Below are 17,470 nucleotides of genomic sequence, written 5' to 3' on the forward strand. Positions count from 1 at the left end.
AGACGACGGCGGCGAGTCCGTAGCCGAAGACGACCCGGGCCCACTCCTCGTCGAAGGTGAACAGGTCACGCGACCAGGCTGCCAGTACGTTGGCCGCGTCATGGACGAACTGGACCAGGTCGTTGGCCCGGTTGGCCTCCAGCAGGTACATCAGAATCCACAGTCCGAGGATGACGGCCATGACGTCCGCGATCACCGCGATGACCGTCCCCGCGGAGGTGGAACCAGAGCGATATCGAGGGGACATGCTTTCCGACTGGCCCCGAACGCCCGCTTGAAACCAGGAACGTTCGGGGACGGGCGCGGAGGCGCGGCGACGAGCGGTACGGCAACGGCCCCCCGCCCGCAGGGGCGAGGGGCCGTGACGAGGAAGGGCGCCGCCGGAGGTCAGCCGCGCTGGATGCCCGACGTGTCCTGCAGGACGCCGCGACGGCCGTCCTGCGTCTGCGCGATGAGCGCCTGGCCGCGCTGCTCGACCGCCAGGTACCAGGTGCCGGGGGCGAGTTCTGCGATCGGCGTCGACGAGCCGTCCTCCGGGAACAGCGGCCGGGGCACCGGCACGGCGAACCAGAACGGCGAGAAGTCACCGGCGGGCGCCGGAGCGGCGGGCTGACCCTGCTGCGGCTGCCCCGGGTAGGGCTGCTGCCCCGGACCGCCGGGCTGCCCCGGCTGCGGCTGGCCACCGAAGGGGGCCTGCTGCCCGCCCGCGCCCGGGTAGCCGTAACCGCCGGGCGGCTGGGCGCCGTAGGGCTGCGGTGCGGCCGGACGGGCGGCCGGGAGGAGGGCACCCTTGAGGGCGGGGACCAGCGGAGTGGCGACGGCGGCGGCGGCCATGACGAGCGTGGCGACCAGCGCGAGGATCAGGCCCGTGCCGGCGCCGATGTCGGCGGAGAAGCCCCCGCTGCCGTCGAAACCGCCCACCGGGTCGAAGATGTTGCCGAGCGCGCACCAGGCGGCGAACACCGTGAAGGCCACGCCGAACTGGCCGAGGTCGAGACCGGCGACCTTGCGCGGCTGCGGCAGCCCCCGGGCCACGACGACCAGCGCCGCACCGATGATCCCCGCCAGCACGACACCGAGCACCACCGGCCCGCTGTCCCACAGGTTGGGGATGTCCGCGCTGTCCGGGGCGCCATCGATCGAGTACAGATCGAGGAACGACGCGATGAACAGCAATACCGCTGCTCCGATCACCACGCCGTCGCCTCGAGTGAGGGAGCGGATATTCACTTCAGGTCCTTCGTAGGTCGTCTCGTCGTCGGAAGAGGCGTCGCTGTCACCATGTCGCCCGAAGGTTCCGGTGCGAAGCGCGGGGGTGGCCCCTCATCGTACGGACGACACTATCGTCCGCAGGATCGGGCTGTCCGCATGGATCACTGCGTTGACCCCTACCCGCGCAGGAAGCTCACGATTCCGTCGGAAATCCCCTGCGCCGCCTTCTGCCGCCAGGCGCCGCTGGTCAGCAGCGCCGCGTCCTTGCTATCGCGCATGTTGCCGCACTCGATGAACACCTTGGGAACCGTTGACAGATTGAGACCGCCGAGGTCCTTTCGCGTGACGAGTCCGGTACCGCCACCGGTGTAGTTGGAGGGCGCGCTGCCGGTGGCGCGGACGAAGTTGCCCGCGATGCGCTCCCCGAGGTCGCGCGACGGCCCGACGATGGCGCGGGTGTCGGCCGCGCCGGCCCGCACGCTGCCGGGCAGGATGACGTGGAAGCCGCGGTTGCCGGTGCCGGAGCCGTCCGCGTGGAGGGAGACGACGGCGTCCGCCTCCGCGTCGTTGCCGATCCGGGCCCGTTCGTCGACGCACGGCCCGAACGGCCGGTCGTCGTCCTGCGTCAGTTCGACCGTGGCGCCCCGCGCCTGGAGGAGCGTCCGCATCCGGTGGGCGACGTCGAGGGTGAACTCCGCTTCCGCGTAACCGTCGTTGGTGGACGTGCCGGTGGTGTCGCACTCCTTGCGGTGCGTGCCGATGTCCACGGAGCGGTTGATCTCGGCGGTGTGCCGGAAGTTGCCCGGGTTGTGCCCCGGGTCGATGACGACGACCTTCCCCTTGAGGTCGCCGGACGCGGCCGGGGCGGACGCCGACGGGGACGTCGCGCCGGCGGAGGCGCCGGGCTTCTCGTCCTCGCCACCGGCCGACGGGGACGTACTCCCGCCGGAGGGCGACGGCGTACGGGACGGGCCCGGCGCGGAACCGGAGTTCGACGCTGAGGCGCCCGACGGGGCGGCCCCGTCGTCCCGCGACCCGCCCACGGCCGCGTACACGCCCCACCCGAGCAGCCCCCCGGACACGAGCGCGGCGAGGGCCACGGTCAGGGCGCGACGCCGGGACCGTCGGGGCCGGGGAGGTTCGAAGCCGGGGCCTGTGTACGACACGCAGCCACCCTAACGGTGTCCGGCACCCGGGCCCGTCCGGCGCAGGACGCGCAGGGAGCCGGTGGCCGACACCTCGGTGAACGCGCCGGACGCGAGGGCGCGGAGGCAGACGCGGTAGGGGGCCTGCCCGGTGAACTCGTCGACGGGGTCGGGGAAGACGTCGTGGATGACGAGGAGGCCGCCCTCGGCGACGTGCGGGGCCCAGCCCTCGTAGTCGGCGGTGGCGTGCTCGTCGGTGTGGCCGCCGTCGATGAAGACGAGGCCGAGCGGGGAGCCCCACAGGGCAGCGATCTGCGGGGACCGGCCGACCAGGGCGACCACGTGGTCCTCCAGGCCCGCCCGGTGCAGGGTGCGACGGAAGGTGGGGAGGGTGTCCATCAGGCCCAGTTCGGGGTCGACGGTGTCCGGGTCGTGGTAGTCCCAGCCGGGCTGCTGTTCCTCGCTGCCGCGGTGGTGGTCCACGGTGAGCGCGGTGACACCGGCCGCGCGGGCCGCGTCGGCGAGCAGGATCGTGGAGCGCCCGCAGTAGGTGCCCACCTCCAGCAGGGGCAGGCCCAGCCGGCCGGCGTCGGCCGCCGCCGCGTACAGGGCCAGGCCCTCGTCCGCGGGCATGAAGCCCTTCGCCGCCTCGAACGCGGCCAGGATCCCGGGCCCGGGTGCCATCGACATGGGGCTTGCCTCTCCCGAGGTCACAGGTGTGTGCACGGGCCCATGCTGCCGCACGTCCGACCGGCACCGAGGACGGGGGTACCGGCAGGTAACCGGTACGGCACGCGCCACGGCGCCGGCTGCCGGGATGCCGCTGCTCAGGTCCCGGTCTCCCGGTGGGCCTCGGCGCGGACCGGGGGAGCGCCCGCCGTGTCGCGGACCGGGGGAGCGCCCGCCGCTCTCAGGGGCGCGCGCAGCGCGGTCTGCGCGCGTGCCAGGTTCGCGTCCTCCTCGCTGCTCGCCCGGAGCCGCGGGCGCTGCTCGGAGCGGCCCGGCAGGAACAGGGCCAGCAGCAGGCCGACGGCCACCGCGGCGGTCGCGATCAGGAAGGAGACACGGAAGCCGTGCGGGGTCGGGATGTCCACCCCGCCCACGGTGTCCGCCGTGTTCGCCAGCACCATGCCGATCACCGCGCTCGACACCGACGTGCCGATGGACCGCATCAGCGTGTTGAGGCCGTTCGCCGCGCCCGTCTCGGACGCCGGGACCGCGCCGATGATCAGCGCGGGCAACGAGGAGTAGGCGAGGCCGATGCCCGCGCCCAGCACCACCGAGGTGACGACGGTCTGCCAGACGGCGTCCATCAGCCCGAGGCCGCCCGCGTACCCGGCCGCGATGATCAGCAGGCCGAGGATGAGGGTGCTCTTCGGGCCGTAACGGGTGGACAGCCGGGCGTAGAGGGGGGCGGTGAACATCATCGTCACGCCCAGCGGGGCCACGCACAGGCCCGCCACCACCATCGACTGGCCGAGCCCGTGCCCGGCGGGCAGCTGGAGCAGCTGGGGGAGGACCAGGGAGACGACGAAGAAGGAGACGCCGACCATGATCGACGCGAGGTTGGTGAGCAGCACCTCGCGGCGTGCGGTGGTGCGCAGGTCCACCAGCGGCGCGGCGACGCGCAGTTCCATCAGGCCCCACAGGAGCAGCACCACGGCGGCGGCCCCGAACAGACCCAGCGTGGTGCCCGAGGACCAGCCCCAGTCGCCGCCCTTGGAGACGGGGAGCAGGAACAGCAGGAGCCCGGCGGTCAGGCCCAGCGCGCCCGGCAGGTCGAAGGTGCCCTCGGCGCGCACCGGCGACTCCGGTACGACCGCCAGGGTGAGGACGATGGCGAGGACGCCGAGGCCCGCGGCCCCGAGGTAAAGGGCGTGCCAGTCGGCGTTCTGGGCGACCAGCGCGGCGGCGGGCAGCGCGAGACCGCCGCCGACGCCTATGGAGGAGCTCATCAGGGCCATCGCCGAGCCCAGCCGCTCCCGCGGCAGCATGTCGCGCATCAGACCGATACCGAGCGGGATCGCGCCCATCGCGACACCCTGGAGCGTGCGGCCGGTGATCATCGGGATCAGATCGCTGGTGCTCGCGCTGACCAGCGCGCCGACGACCATCACCGCGAGGCTGGCGACGAGCATGCGCCGCTTGCCGTACAGGTCGCCGAGGCGGCCCATGATCGGGGTGGCGACGGCGCCGGACAGCAGGGTGGAGGTCAGCACCCAGGTGGCGTCGGCGGGGGAGGTGTCCAGCAGGCGCGGCAGGTCCTTGATGACGGGGACGAGCAGGGTCTGCATCACCGCGACGACGATCCCCGCGAAGGCGAGCACCGGGACCACGGCCCCGCCCGCTCTGCCGGAGGGACGGTGGGTCGTCGTCTGCGTCATGAAGGGTGCCTCCGGGGCGGCCGTTTCCAGGGATACGTGCGAACCGAACCCCGTACACCGAGGCAACTATTCCGATGCTTTGGCACTCTAACGAATTCTTGACCGTTCCTTGGGTCTGTCAAGAGGCCGCCCGCGCGTACCGCCGACGCCCCCGCTGTGTGGGGCCCGGGCCGGACGACCGGGGCGGTCTCGGCCGAAATGCCGATGCGGGCGGCGCGGGCCGGTTGAGACCATGGCCCACATGCTTGAAGCCCCCGACACCGCCCGCATGCCCGTGCGCACCGCGTCCCCCATGTGGCTGGTGGTGGCGCTGGCCTGCGCGGGGCAGTTCCTCGTCGTCCTCGACATCTCGGTGGTGAACGTCGCGCTGCCGTCGATCCGCGGCGCCCTGGCGTTCGACGAGCGGGGCCTGCAGTGGGTGGTCACCGCGTACACCATCGCCTTCGCCGGTTTCATGCTGCTCGGCGGCCGCGCCGGTGACCTGTACGGGCGCAAGCGGATGTTCCTCGTCGGCCTCGGCCTGTTCACGCTGGCCTCGCTCGCGGGCGGCCTCGCCCAGGAGGGCTGGCAGTTGCTGCTGGCGCGGGCGGTGCAGGGGCTGGGGGCCGCCGTGCTGGCGCCGTCCTCGCTGACCATCGTGACCTCGGCGGTGCCCGAGGGCGCGGCCCGTGCCCGCGCCATCGCGACCTGGACGGCCGTCGGAGCGGGCGGCGGCGCGGCCGGCGGGTTCGTGGGCGGGCTGCTGGTGGACACGTTGTCCTGGCGGTGGGTCCTGCTGATCAACGTGCCGGTCGGCGTGCTGGTGCTGGCCGGGGGAGCCCGGTGGCTGACGGGCGGCCGGGCCGGGGGCGGGCGCCGGCTCGACCTGCCGGGCGCGGTGCTGGTGACGGCCGGTCTCGCCACGCTGGCGTTCGGCGTCTCGCAGACCGAGGTCGAGGGCTGGGCGGCGGGCGCCACCCTCGTGCCGCTCGGGGCGGGGCTCGCCCTGATCGCGCTGTTCCTCCTCGTCGAGGCGCGGGCCAAGGCCCCGCTGATGCCGCTCGGGCTGCTGCGGCTGCGGTCGGTGGGGTCGGCGAACGTGGCGACGTTCCTGACCGGGTCGGCGATGTTCTGCATGTGGTTCTTCATGACCATGTACGCGCAGAACGTGCTCGGCTACACCCCGCTGGAAGCCGGCCTCGCCCTGGTGCCGAGCTCGCTCGCCGTCGTCCTCGGCTCCCAGCTCGCCCCGCGCCTGATGCGCAGGGCGGGAGCGCGCACGGTGGCGGTGTCCGGCACGCTGATCGCGCTGACCGGGTGTGCCTGGCAGTCGACGATGACCGTGGACGGCACGTATCTCACCGCGATCATGTTCCCCGGCGTCCTGATGATGCTCGGCACGGGCCTGGCCGGAACCCCGCTGGCCACCGTGGCCATGTCGGGCGCGGCACCGGGGGAGGCCGGTCTGGTCTCCGGCCTCGTCAACACCTCCCGCACGATGGGCGGTTCCCTCGGCCTCGCGGTCATGTCGACCATCGCGGCCGCCCGCACGGCGGGCGTCCGGACCCCGCAGGCCCTGACGGAGGGCTACGCACTGGTCTTCGTCGTGGGCACGGCGGTACTGGCGGCGGCGGCGCTGCTGATGTGGCTGTGGCTGCCGCGCCGGGGGGCGGGAGCGCACTAGGCCCGCCTCTCGACGCACCGGGGGTGCCGCTCGTGCCGCTCGTCGGCACAAGCACAAGCACAAGCGCAGGCACAGGTACAGGTACAGGCACAAGCACAAGCGCAGGCACAGGTACAGGCACAAGCGCCGGTGCAGCGCACGTCCCGGCCGGACCGATGACCCGGGTGCTCCGGGCCGGGGCGGTCACAGCCAGCCCTGGTGCCGGGCCTCCCGCAGGGCTTCCGCGCGGTTGCGGGTGCCGGTCTTGCCGATGGCGGCGGAGAGGTAGTTGCGGACCGTGGACTCGGAGAGGTGGAGCCGGGCCGCGATGTCGGTGACGGTCACGCCGTCCGCCGATGCCCGCAGGACGTCGCACTCGCGCGCCGAGAGCGGGTTGGGACCCGCGCTGAGCGCCGCCGCGGCCAGGGCGGGATCGACCACCGTCTCCCCGGCGAGCACCCGGCGGATCGCCGAGGCCAGCTCCTCCACCGGCCCGTCCTTGACGAGGAACCCGGCCGCCCCCGCGTCCATGGCCCGCCGCAGATAACCGGGCCTGCCGAAGGTGGTGAGGATCAGCACCCTGCAGTACGGCGCCCGGTCACGCAGTTCCGCGGCGGCGTCCAGACCGCTCAGGCCGGGCAGTTCGATGTCGAGGAGCGCCACGTCGGGGCGGTGGGCGAGCGCCGCGTCCACGATCACGTCACCGGCCGCCACCTGGGCCACGACCTCGATGTCGGGTTCCATCCCCAGGAGCAGGGCGAGCGCTCCCCGCATCATTCCCTGGTCCTCCGCGAGCAGGACGCGGACGGACCCGCCGGGCCGGTGGTCATGGGGTGTCTCCGTCACGGGGGAAGCGTAGGGCGGGGGAGGCGGAACGCGCCCGGACGGTGCGGTCACCGCGGCTCAGCTCCCCGTCCGCGCGCCCACGGCCTCCGGGGGCGGCCCGGGCGTGCCGCTGTCCTCGGCGGCGCCCACCGGCAGCTCCGCCGAGAGCGTGAAGCCCGCCCGCGCACCCCCGTCCACACCCACGCCCGCGTTCCCGTCCCCGCCGCCGTCCGTCCGCAGCGTGCCGCCCGCCGCCGCGAGCCGCTCGGCCAGACCGCGCAGTCCCGTGCCGCCCGTGTCGGTGTCCCGGGCCCCGTCACCGTCGTCCGCGACGGTCACCCGCGCCCGGTCCGGCGTCACGGTCACCGTGATCTCGCAGCGGTGCGCGGCACTGTGCCGTACGACGTTGGTGGCCGCCTCGCGCACCACCCAGCCCAGCAGCACCTGCGTACGCGCGGCCGGCGGCGGGCCCGAGCGGTGGACCACCGGGGTGATGCCCGCCGCGGTGAGGGCGGAGCACGCCCGGTCCAGTTCCGTGTCCAGGCTGCCGTCCCGGTAGCCCGTCACGGCCTCCCGGATCTCGGTGAGCGCCTGCCGGCCGACCGACTCGATGTCGGTGACCTGGGCGAGCGCCGCGTCCGGATCGCGCGGCGCCAGGCGGCGGGCCGCCTCCGACTTCACGACGATGACCGACAGGGTGTGCCCGAGCAGGTCGTGCAGGTCGCGGGAGAAGCGCAGCCGTTCCTCCGCCACGGCCCGGCGGGCCAGTTCCTCCCGTGCCGCCCCCAGTTCCCGCACCGTCTCCGCCAGCCGCAGGATCGTCGAGGTCACCATCGCCGAGATCGCCGTCGCGTAGAGGACCGGGAGGCCGCCCCAGCCGTCGTGGGCGAAGGACACCACCCCGGCGACCGCGGTCACCGCGGCCCCCGCCACCACGAGGAGCCGTCCGCGCAGCACCACACCGGCCGCGAGCCCCAGCAGCGGGAAGAACAACAGCCAGCCGCCGCCGTACGCGACGGCGAGCGCGCAGGTCACCGCGGCCAGCAGACCGAGCGCCACCCGGGTGGCGGGCACGTCACGCCGCCCGCACGGGCGGGCGCTGAACGCCAGGAACACGTAGAGGGAGTTGAAGACCAGCAGACCGGCGCCGCCGATCCACGGGTTCGGGGTGGTCCCCTGGAAGAGGTGGGAGAAGGCCCCCATCCCGATCAGCAGCCACGGCAGCAGCCCGAAGCCGCCGGCCGGCGCGGCCCACCGCTTCCCCGGGACGTGCCCCGGTGTCCCACACGAAGTCGACATGTGCTCAGCCCCCGTCCGCGCCGTCCGTGCGGCGCTGTCCCCGTCGTTGCCGTGCCCGCGGTCGCTCGTGCCGTCCCGCGTGCGTCCCACCCACGACGGTAGGCTCCCCTCCGCCCGCCCCGGCAGAGCCGCCCGTACGGCTTCCGGCAGGACGAATGTCCCACCCGCCGCCGTACGGGGACGCCCCGAGGACAGGAGACCCATGCCCATCGACGCAGCCCGGGCGCTCGCCGCGCCGCCCCGCACCACCGGCATCTCCTGGACCGCGAAGGACGTGCTGCTCTACCATTTGGGCATCGGCGCGGGCCGCCCCGCCACCGACCCCGGCGAGCTGCGCTACACCCTGGAGTCCCGGCTGCGGGTGCTGCCCGGTTTCGCCACCGTCGCCGGCGGTGGGCCGCCCGGCGTGATCCGCGCGCTGTCCGTGCCCGGCGTCGACGTCGACCTCGCCCGCGTCCTGCACGCCGGCCAGTCGCTCACCGTGCACCGCCCCCTGCCGGCCGAGGGCACCGCCACCACCACCGACCGGGTCACCGCCGTGTACGACAAGGGCGGGGCGGCACTCCTGGTCCTGCGCACCGAGGCCGCTGACGGCGACGGCCCGCTGTGGACCTGCGACGCACGGGTCCACGTCCGCGGCGAAGGCGGCTGGGGCGGTGACCGCGGCCCCTCCGCGCGGAACACGACGGCGCCCACCGGCCCGCCGGACCGCACTCTCGACCTGCCCGTGCGGGAGGACCAGGCCCTGCTCTACCGCCTGACCGGCGACCCCAACCCCCTGCACGCCGACCCGGCGTTCGCGGCGCTCGCCGGGTTCGAACGGCCCGTCCTGCACGGACTGTGCACCTACGGCATGACCCTCAAGGCGGTGGTGGACAGCCTGCTCGACGGTGACGTCACCCGCGTCCGCTCCTGCACCGCCCGGTTCGCCGGGGCCGCCTACCCGGGAGAGACGCTGCGGGCCCGTTTGTGGCGCGGCGACGGAGAGGTGACGGTGGCCGTGAGCGCGGCCGGACGCGGGGACGCGCCGGTGCTCGCCGACACCACCGTCACCCACGCGTGAACGGCGCACGGCCCCGCCCGTCGACGCGCGACGGGCGGGGCCGTGCCGGCCGTACTGCCTGACGGACTGTCAGGCGGCCGATTCCACGTGCTCGTGCTCCGGTGCGGGCCTGCGGTGACGGCCACGCGGGGACGCCTCGGCCTCCTGCGTGGAGACCGGCCCCCGGTGCCTGCCGTGCCCGGCAGTGACCTGCCCGTCCTCGGCGGTCTGCGCCTGGTTCGTGCGGATGTCGTTCATCGGAAGGAATTCACCCCGTAAACATGATCTTTCCTACAACCGGGCGAGTCTAACCGGCCCACCGCACCCCGGATCCAGGCGGCCACGCCGACCGCAGCTACTTCGTTACCAGCCGCGCCAGAGGCGCCTGTTGCAGCGGAACGGGACGGGTCACGGCCAGGGCCGCGGACACGCCGAACGCCAACGGAGCGGCTCCGGCGGGGAGTTCAGCGGACACCGTCCCGGACGCACGCTGCTCCGGCGGCAGTTCGCCCGCAGCCGCCGAGCCCACCGCCCGCCGGACCTCCAGGCCCTCCGGCGGCCGCTCCTGTCCCGGCACCCGCAGCACCGCCACACCGCACGGCACCGAACGGGTGGCGTACGGCAGCCGCAGCGCACCGTCCGCCGTCCACAGCCCGGCGCCCGTCAACCACCCCGCCGGAGCGGGGAAATGGCGCACCTTCCGCTCCGCGGGCCGCCACACCCCGACCCAGCTGCCCGCCGCGCCGTCCACGCGCAGCGCCACCGCGCAGCCCTCCGGGGTCAGCATCTGGCCCGGCTGGATCGCGAACGGCGTCACCGTGCAGTCCGGCAGCCGCAGGCACTGGGGGAAACGCACCGGCAGCGTGCTGCCCAGCACCCCCCAGCCCAGCCGGTCCCGCCCCGGGGACGCCGCGTCCGAACGGATCAGCAGCAGCCCGCTGTCCGGGTCGGCCAGCAGCACCCGGTCGTCGCTCCCCTCGGCGATCTGCAGCAGCGGGGACACCTCCCCGCCGCGCCCCAGGTCCACCACGACCGCCTTGGTGCACCCGCCGGCCTCCCGGTCCAGGGCCAGCATCCGCCCCGCCCGGTCCAGCCACACCCCGCCCGAGCAGCGGCCAGGGACCTCCGCGACCCGCTCGGGTCCACGCGCGCCGCCCGCCACCAGCCACACCGTCGCCGAGCGCGGCCCCGCGGCGATCACGTACGCCCGCTCCCCGCCCGGCGCGGGCGGCAGCAGCCGCAGCCGGGTCCCCTCCTCAGGGCAGGCGACCGTGCCCAGCGGCAGCTCCCCGGTGCCGGCGCCGGCCGGGTACAGCAGGGAGAAGGCGTGCCGTCCGTCCACCAGCCGGTGGATGAGGACCCGCCCGTCGCCGAGCGGCTGCACCTCGGTGCCGGGCTCCTCCGGCTGGTTTCCGGGCAGGGGCACGGCGTAGGGCTCGGGGCCGTCCAGGGTCCAGCGCTCCGGGAAGAAGGAGTCACCGGCCGACGCGAGGCGTGCGGCGTAGCCCCCGTCCGCGGTGATGGTGCAGCCCGCCCGCCCGGCTCCGTCCTCATGTCCCGCCACAGGTTCGATGGCACAGACCGTCATCGTTCGGTCACCTCCGGTGACGTACGGTAGTCATCGTGCGCGCGGACGGGGGCGGGTGACGGCCCGCTTCACACATACGGGTGCTCCAGGAACGATTCGCCTGAGGTCGGAGAGGAGTTGTGCTCGCCACCGGGCGACCGCCTCCCGCGACAGCGACGCCGGTACGGGGGAGGAGGGCAGGCAGGTAGCCTTGCAGCGTGCCCCGTCTGTCAGAAGTCATCGCCGCGCTGGAGAACCTGTGGCCCGCCGAGCGGGCCGAGTCCTGGGACGCGGTCGGCACCGTCGTGGGCGACCCGGACCAGGAGGTCACGCGGATCCTGTTCGCCGTCGACCCGGTCCAGGAGATCGTCGACGAGGCGGTGGCGCTGGGCGCCGACCTGCTCGTCACCCACCACCCGCTCTACCTGCGCGGTACGACCACGGTCGCGGCCTCCACCTTCAAGGGCCGCGTCGTGCACACCCTCATCAGGAACGACATCGCGCTGCACGTCGCCCACACCAACGCCGACACCGCCGACCCGGGTGTCTCCGACGCCCTCGCCGGAGCCCTGGACCTCAGGGTCGTACGGCCCCTGGTGCCGGACCCGTCCGACCCGGAGGGCCGCCGGGGCCTCGGCAGGGTGTGCGAACTCGACCACCCGCTGACCGTGCGCGACCTCGCCGCCCGCGCCGCCGAACGGCTCCCCGCCACCGCGCAGGGCATCCGCGTCGCCGGCGACCCCGACGCGCTCGTGCGGACGGTCGCCGTCAGCGGCGGCTCCGGCGACAGCCTCTTCGGCCACGTCCGGGCCGCCGGAGTGGACGCCTTCCTCACCGCGGACCTGCGTCACCACCCGGTGTCCGAGTTCGTCGCGGACCGCGCCCGGGGCCCCCTCGCGCTGCTCGACGCGGCGCACTGGGCCACCGAGTGGCCCTGGTGCGAGCTGGCGGCCGCCCAGCTCGACGAGATCTCCGACCGTCACGGATGGGGCCTGCGCGTCCACGTCTCGAAGACGGTCACCGACCCGTGGACGGCCCACGCGGCATCCGCCGGCCCGTCGCCCGTCACCGCCCTTCCGGGGAGCGCCTCGCGCGCCCCGTCCGATTCCGACACATCTGGAGCCCCCAACTGAACGCCGAGCCCGCCGACCAGATCCGACTCCTCGACGTCCAGGACCTCGACGTCCGTCTCCAGCAGCTCGCCCACAAGCGCCGGTCGCTTCCCGAGCACGCCGAGATCGAGTCGCTGAACCGGGACCTCACCCAGCTGCGCGACCTGCTCGTCGCCGCGCAGACCGAGGAGGGCGACTGCGCCCGCGAGCAGACCAAGGCCGAGCAGGACGTGGACCAGGTGCGCCAGCGCGCCGTCCGCGACCAGAAGCGCCTCGACTCCGGCGCCGTCTCCTCGCCCAAGGACCTGGAGAACCTCCAGCGCGAGATCACCTCCCTCGCCAAGCGGCAGGGCGACCTCGAGGACGTCGTCCTGGAGGTCATGGAGCGCCGCGAGTCCGCGCAGGAGCGGGTCGCCGAACTGACCGAGCGGGTCGGCTCCGTCCAGGGGAGGATCGACGACGCGACGGCCCGCCGGGACGCCGCCGTCGAGGAGATCGACGGCGAGGTGGCCACGGTGACGAAGGAGCGCGAGGTCATCTCCGGTGCCGTGCCCGCCCCCCTGCTGAGCCTGTATGACAAGCTGCGCGCGCAGCAGGGCGGTGTCGGCGCGGCGAAGCTGTACGCCCGCACCTGCCAGGGCTGCCGTCAGGAGCTCGCCATCACCGAGCTGAACGAGATCCGCTCGGCCGCGCCCGACACGGTGGTGCGCTGCGAGAACTGCCGCCGCATCCTGGTGCGCACGTCGGAGTCGGGGCTGTAGGGGTACGGGGCGGTTCGGCTGTGCGGGAGTTCATCGTCGAGGCGGACGGCGGGTCGCGGGGCAACCCGGGACCGGCCGGCTACGGGGCCGTGGTCAGCGACGCGGCGACGGGGGAGACCCTGGTCGAGGCGGCCGAGTACCTCGGTGTCGCCACCAACAACGTCGCCGAGTACCGGGGGCTGGTGGCCGGTCTGAACGCCGCCCGTGAACTGGACCCGGAGGCACGGGTCCACGTCCGGATGGACTCCAAGCTCGTCATCGAGCAGATGACGGGCCGCTGGAAGATCAAGCACCCGGCGATGAAGCCGCTCGCGGCGGAGGCGGCCCGCGCCTTCCCGCGGGAGCGGGTCACGTACGAGTGGATCCCGCGCGAACGCAACAAGCACGCCGACCGCCTCGCCAACGAGGCGATGGACGCGGGCAAGCGGGGCGAGACGTGGTCGCCCGCGACGTCCCGGGCCGACCTGGACGCCCCGCCCGCCGCCCCGGCTCCGCCGGCCGACGCGGCAGCGGGCGCGGCCCGCGTCCGCGCGGCCCTGGCGTCGGCGTCCGGGGGCGGTGATGTCGCCGAGAGCCGGACTTCCGTGAGGGGCAGTGCCCCGTCGGGCCGGGCGGGGGCTCTCGCTCAGGGCGCGGCGCGGGCCGAGGACACGGCGACCGGCGAGCCGGCCACGGACGCCGGTCCGACGTCGGCCGGGAGCGGCCTCGCTCCGGACGCTGCCGGGGCCGGGGCCGGTACTGCAGCCGAAGCCGAAGCCGCAGCCGAAGCCGAAGCCGAATCCGCAGCCGGAACCGAATCCGGATCCGGATCCGGGGCCGACGCCGACCGGCGGGCCGCGCAGGCCGTGGCCACCCCGAGCGCCGGCTGGGCGCCCGCCGACATGGGGGCGCCGGCCACCTTCGTCCTGCTGCGGCACGGGGAGACCCCGCTGACACCGCAGAAGCGTTTCTCGGGGAGCGGCGGCAGCGACCCCTCCCTCTCCGACGCGGGCCGGGAGCAGGCCGAGAGGGTCGCCGAGTTCCTCGCCCGGCGCGGCACCGTCCAGGCGGTCGTCGCCTCACCCCTCGCCCGTACCCGCGAGACCGCCGGCATCGTCGCCGCCCGGCTCGGTCTCGACGTGGACGTGGAGGACGGGCTGCGCGAGACGGACTTCGGTGCCTGGGAGGGCCTCACCTTCGGCGAGGTCCGCGAGCGCCACCCCGACGACCTGAACGCTTGGCTGTCCTCCCCGGACGCCGAACCCACCGGCGGCGGCGAGAGCTTCGCGGCCACCGCCGCCCGGGTCGCCGCGGCCCGCGACCGGCTGATCGCCGCGTACGCCGGCCGCACGGTGCTGCTCGTCACGCATGTGACACCGATCAAGACGTTCATCCGGCTCGCCCTGGGCGCCCCGCCCGAGGCGCTGTTCCGGATGGAACTGTCGGCCGCCTCGCTCTCCGCCGTGGCGTACTACGCCGACGGCAACGCCAGCGTCCGCCTGTTCAACGACACCTCGCACCTGCGCTAGGACCTCAGCCCCGCCGCCTCCCGCGCCAGCCCTTCGATCCGCGCCCAGTCCCGGGCGGCCACGGCGTCCGCCGGGAGCATCCAGCTGCCGCCCACACAGCCGACGTTGGGCAGCGCGAGATAGTCCGGAGCGGAGTCGGGGCCGACACCGCCCGTCGGGCAGAAGCGGGCCTGCGGGAGCGGCCCGGCGAGCGACTTCAGGTACGCGGTGCCGCCCGCCGCCTGCGCCGGGAAGAACTTCATCTCCCGCACCCCCCGCTCCAGGAGCGCCACCACCTCGGAGGTGGTCGACACCCCCGGCAGGAACGGCACCCCGGACGCCCGCATGGCGTCGAGGAGTACGTCCGTCCACCCCGGGCTGACCAGGAACCGCGCCCCGGCCGCCACCACCGCGTCCACCTGCTCCGGAGTGATCAGCGTGCCGGCCCCGACCACGGCCTCCGGCACCTCACGGGCGATCGCCCGGATCGCGTCGAGCGCGGCGGGCGTCCGCAACGTCACCTCGATCGCCGGCAGCCCCCCGGCGACCAGCGCCCGCGCCAGCGGTACGGCGTCGGCGGCATCGTCGATCACGACGACCGGCAGGACGGGCGCGAGGTCCAGCACGGACGGGGAGGCGGGTGACGAAGGCAGGGGAGAGCTCATGCCCGTCATCCTGCCGTCGACGTGCATCCTGCGCAAAGCACGTTGCATGCTGCGCAACGAACGCCTCAGTGCACCTCGTCCACCAGCACGTCCAGCGCCCAGGCCGCCCCGGCCCTCGCGGGCGCCGCCGCCTCCACCTCGTACCCGAGGTCCCGCAGCGCCTCCACCAGCCCGGCGGGATCCTTCGGGGCCGCCCCGGCCGTCAGCAGACTCCGCACGATCCGCCCCTTGGTCGCCTTGTTGAAGTGGCTGACCACCTTCCGCGTCGGCGCGTGCAGCACGCGCACCGTCGCCGTCCGCCCGGCCACCTCGCCCTTCGGCTTCCAGGCCGCCGCGTACGCCGCCGACCGCAGGTCGAGGACGAGCCCGCTGCCCGCCGCCTCGGGCAGCACCTCCGCCATCGGCGCGCGCCAGTACCCGCCCAGCGCCCCGAGGCCCGGCAGCTTCACGCCCATCGAGCAGCGGTACGAGGGGATCCTGTCGGTGACCCGGACCGCGCCCCACAGCCCGGAGAAGACCAGCAGCGACGTCGCCGCCCGCCGCTTCGCCGCCCTGTCGAGCGTGGCCAGGTCCAGCGCGTCGTACAGCACCCCGGTGTAGATCTCCCCGGCCGGCCGGGCACCGGCGGTCCGCAGCTCCGCGTTCTTCGCGACCTCGCCCCGCAGCCCCTCGCTGAGCCCCAGCACCTCGCGCGCCTTGTCCTCGTCCGCGGCGCACAGCTCCACCAGCTCGTCGAGCACCGTCTCCCGCGCGGCCGTCAGACCGGGCAGCGACAGCGACTCGGGCTTCAGCGGGGCACCGCGGCCGGAAGCGGCCTTGCCTTCGGACGGCGGCAGCAGGACAAGCACACGTACTCCTTCGATCGAACCCGTCCGTCAGGGTACGGCGTGGGCCGCGACGTCCGGCCCGGCGGCCAGCGCGCGCACCAGCCCGTCGGGGTCGTCCGCGTGGAAGCGCACCACGCGGACCTCACGGCGGCCACCGAAGAGGTTCACGTGCGTGACCGCCTCGTTCAGCTCGACCGCCACGTTCGTCTGCGACCCCACGGCCAGGTCCAGCACGCCGTCCGCCGCCTCGTGCGTCATCCGCAGCTCACGCCGGACGGCACCGATCCGCTCCACCGGTATCCGCAGATCGACGTGCACGCCCCGCCGGACCCGCAGCGCCTCCCCGTCCACCACATGCGGACGGACGACGGACGCGGCGTGCAGCGCGACGACGAAGACCACGGTGTAGACGTCCAGGAAGAGCACCACCGCGTGCACCACCGGCCAGTCGCCCAGCAGCACGGACATCGCCACCGTCTCCACCACGCACACGAACGCGAACCCGAACATCACGGCCGTCTGCCCCCGCGCGTACCCGAACGCCGTACCGCCACCGCCGGTCCCGTGCGTGCGCCGGACCAGCCACAGCGCCAGGCTCACCATCAGCCGCGCCTCGTGCCGCGCCAGCGCCAGGCCCACCCCCACCGCCCTCACGGCCCGCCCTCCGCGGCGATCCGCAGCGCCCGCCGGATCGCCTCCGCCTGCCCGGGAGCGAAGTCGGCGTAGAAAGCCCGCAGAAAGCTGCCCCCCTCGTCCATGTCCGTCGTGCCCTGCGCCACCAACTCCGCCGGCACGCACGCGGCGAGTTCCCGCGCGGCCTCCTCCACCCGGGGGTCGTCCGGCTCCACCCCGGCGAGCGAATCCAGCAGCCGGTACAGGCCCACGGCCCGCTCCGCACCGCCCGCGGCACCTACCGCACCCCCGATCAGCTCCATCATCCGCCGCCGCTCCTCCGGCGGTGCCGACGTCTCGATGAGCGCCAGCAGCTCTCGGTCCTTGGCCGCCATGGCCGAGCCGTCGACCCGGCCCACCTCCCGGAACAGCGCCGCCAGTTCCGGCGACACCGGCCCCTCCCCGCTCAGCTCGTCCCCCGACTCGAGCAGGCCCCGCAGCCGCGCCCGCCGTTCCCCGATCGCCGCCTCCTGCCGCGCCAGGTCCTCGTCCAGCTCCGTCAGCACCTCGACCAGGTCCTTCCCGGCGTCGTCCGCGAGCACGTCCCGCACCTCGGCCAGCCCCAGACCCAACTCCGTCAGCCGCCTGACCCGCGCCAGCACCACCGCGTGCCGCAGCGTGTAGTCCCGATACCCGTTGCCCAGCCGCTCCGGCTCCGGCAACAGCCCCAGCTGGTGGTAATGCCGCACAGCCCGCGTGGTGACCCCGACGACCGCGGCAAGCTCTCCGATCCGCATGCCACCAGTAGAAACGTTGACGCCGCGACAGGGTCAAGCAACCCGATCGAGGGAACGCCCCCGGTCCCACCCCGGCCCGCCGGGCGCGTACGC

At 74.5% G+C, this 17,470-nt stretch carries 18 protein-coding genes; 5 read left to right on the plus strand and 13 right to left on the minus strand.

The features are described 5' to 3' along the window. The 5 genes from IE172_RS03205 to IE172_RS03225 form a co-directional block, all read right to left on the minus strand. The coding region (locus IE172_RS03205; RefSeq protein ID WP_190095489.1) for a hypothetical protein at positions 1–247 on the minus strand (247 nt) is incomplete at its 3' end. A 140-nt stretch (positions 248–387) separates the two neighbouring features. Next, the gene (locus IE172_RS03210) at positions 388–1,230 is read right to left on the minus strand and encodes a DUF5336 domain-containing protein (RefSeq protein WP_190095490.1); all 843 of its coding nucleotides are present in this window, start codon (positions 1,228–1,230) and stop codon (positions 388–390) included. Between the two features lie 158 nt (positions 1,231–1,388). Further along, a complete protein-coding gene (locus tag IE172_RS03215) occupies positions 1,389–2,378 on the minus strand; it encodes an N-acetylmuramoyl-L-alanine amidase (RefSeq protein ID WP_190095491.1) in 990 nt (329 codons plus the stop codon). Between the two features lie 9 nt (positions 2,379–2,387). Continuing rightward, on the minus strand, positions 2,388–3,047 hold the full coding sequence (locus tag IE172_RS03220) for a class I SAM-dependent methyltransferase (RefSeq protein WP_190095492.1): 660 nt from the start codon (positions 3,045–3,047) through the stop codon (positions 2,388–2,390). Between the two features lie 137 nt (positions 3,048–3,184). Continuing rightward, positions 3,185–4,741: an MFS transporter gene (locus IE172_RS03225; protein ID WP_190095493.1), complete on the minus strand. Its 1,557-nt coding sequence runs from the start codon at positions 4,739–4,741 to the stop codon at positions 3,185–3,187. 232 nt (positions 4,742–4,973) lie between these two features. Between IE172_RS03225 and IE172_RS03230 the strand changes: the two genes are divergently transcribed. Continuing rightward, a complete protein-coding gene (locus IE172_RS03230; RefSeq protein ID WP_190095494.1) occupies positions 4,974–6,404 on the plus strand; it encodes an MFS transporter in 1,431 nt (476 codons plus the stop codon). 183 nt (positions 6,405–6,587) lie between these two features. Here IE172_RS03230 and IE172_RS03235 read toward each other — a convergent pair whose 3' ends face one another. Both IE172_RS03235 and IE172_RS03240 read right to left on the minus strand, forming a co-directional pair. Further along, positions 6,588–7,229 carry a response regulator transcription factor gene (locus tag IE172_RS03235; RefSeq protein ID WP_190095495.1) on the minus strand — a complete coding sequence of 214 codons (642 nt, stop codon included), beginning with the start codon at positions 7,227–7,229 and terminating at the stop codon, positions 6,588–6,590. 57 nt (positions 7,230–7,286) lie between these two features. Further along, positions 7,287–8,507 carry a sensor histidine kinase gene (locus IE172_RS03240; protein ID WP_190095496.1) on the minus strand — a complete coding sequence of 407 codons (1,221 nt, stop codon included), beginning with the start codon at positions 8,505–8,507 and terminating at the stop codon, positions 7,287–7,289. A 202-nt stretch (positions 8,508–8,709) separates the two neighbouring features. Between IE172_RS03240 and IE172_RS03245 the strand changes: the two genes are divergently transcribed. After that, a complete protein-coding gene (locus tag IE172_RS03245; protein ID WP_190095497.1) occupies positions 8,710–9,570 on the plus strand; it encodes a MaoC/PaaZ C-terminal domain-containing protein in 861 nt (286 codons plus the stop codon). Between the two features lie 69 nt (positions 9,571–9,639). Here IE172_RS03245 and IE172_RS03250 read toward each other — a convergent pair whose 3' ends face one another. Continuing rightward, positions 9,640–9,807 (minus strand): hypothetical protein, encoded by a 168-nt coding sequence (locus IE172_RS03250; RefSeq protein WP_190095498.1) that lies wholly within the window; start codon positions 9,805–9,807, stop codon positions 9,640–9,642. 97 nt (positions 9,808–9,904) lie between these two features. Next, positions 9,905–11,137 (minus strand): hypothetical protein, encoded by a 1,233-nt coding sequence (locus IE172_RS03255; protein ID WP_190095499.1) that lies wholly within the window; start codon positions 11,135–11,137, stop codon positions 9,905–9,907. A 197-nt stretch (positions 11,138–11,334) separates the two neighbouring features. Between IE172_RS03255 and IE172_RS03260 the strand changes: the two genes are divergently transcribed. From IE172_RS03260 to IE172_RS03270, 3 genes are read left to right on the plus strand one after another with little or no spacing between them, the layout of a single operon-like run. Next, positions 11,335–12,249 (plus strand): Nif3-like dinuclear metal center hexameric protein, encoded by a 915-nt coding sequence (locus tag IE172_RS03260; protein ID WP_190095500.1) that lies wholly within the window; start codon positions 11,335–11,337, stop codon positions 12,247–12,249. Next, positions 12,246–12,989: a zinc ribbon domain-containing protein gene (locus IE172_RS03265; protein ID WP_190095995.1), complete on the plus strand. Its 744-nt coding sequence runs from the start codon at positions 12,246–12,248 to the stop codon at positions 12,987–12,989. The genes IE172_RS03260 and IE172_RS03265 overlap by 4 nt, the downstream gene beginning before the upstream one ends. A 20-nt stretch (positions 12,990–13,009) precedes the next feature. After that, positions 13,010–14,497 (plus strand): bifunctional RNase H/acid phosphatase, encoded by a 1,488-nt coding sequence (locus IE172_RS03270; protein ID WP_190095501.1) that lies wholly within the window; start codon positions 13,010–13,012, stop codon positions 14,495–14,497. On the opposite strand, the gene IE172_RS03275 is transcribed toward IE172_RS03270, so the two are convergent. The 4 genes from IE172_RS03275 to IE172_RS03290 form a co-directional block, all read right to left on the minus strand. Then, entirely contained in the window at positions 14,494–15,141 is a 648-nt protein-coding gene (locus tag IE172_RS03275) for a bifunctional 4-hydroxy-2-oxoglutarate aldolase/2-dehydro-3-deoxy-phosphogluconate aldolase (protein ID WP_190095502.1), read from the minus strand. The two genes, IE172_RS03270 and IE172_RS03275, sit on opposite strands and share 4 nt — an antisense overlap. 65 nt (positions 15,142–15,206) lie before the next feature. Beyond that, the gene (gene yaaA, locus IE172_RS03280; protein ID WP_190095503.1) at positions 15,207–15,989 is read right to left on the minus strand and encodes a peroxide stress protein YaaA; all 783 of its coding nucleotides are present in this window, start codon (positions 15,987–15,989) and stop codon (positions 15,207–15,209) included. A 27-nt stretch (positions 15,990–16,016) separates the two neighbouring features. After that, positions 16,017–16,571, minus strand: coding sequence for a hypothetical protein (locus tag IE172_RS03285; RefSeq protein WP_190095996.1), 555 nt, complete (start codon positions 16,569–16,571; stop codon positions 16,017–16,019). A 47-nt stretch (positions 16,572–16,618) separates the two neighbouring features. Continuing rightward, positions 16,619–17,377 carry a MerR family transcriptional regulator gene (locus tag IE172_RS03290; protein WP_190095504.1) on the minus strand — a complete coding sequence of 253 codons (759 nt, stop codon included), beginning with the start codon at positions 17,375–17,377 and terminating at the stop codon, positions 16,619–16,621. Positions 17,378–17,470 lie beyond the last annotated feature (93 nt).

This window comes from Streptomyces griseoflavus (assembly GCF_014649995.1).
Taxonomy (GTDB): Bacteria; Actinomycetota; Actinomycetes; order Streptomycetales; family Streptomycetaceae; genus Streptomyces; species Streptomyces griseoflavus.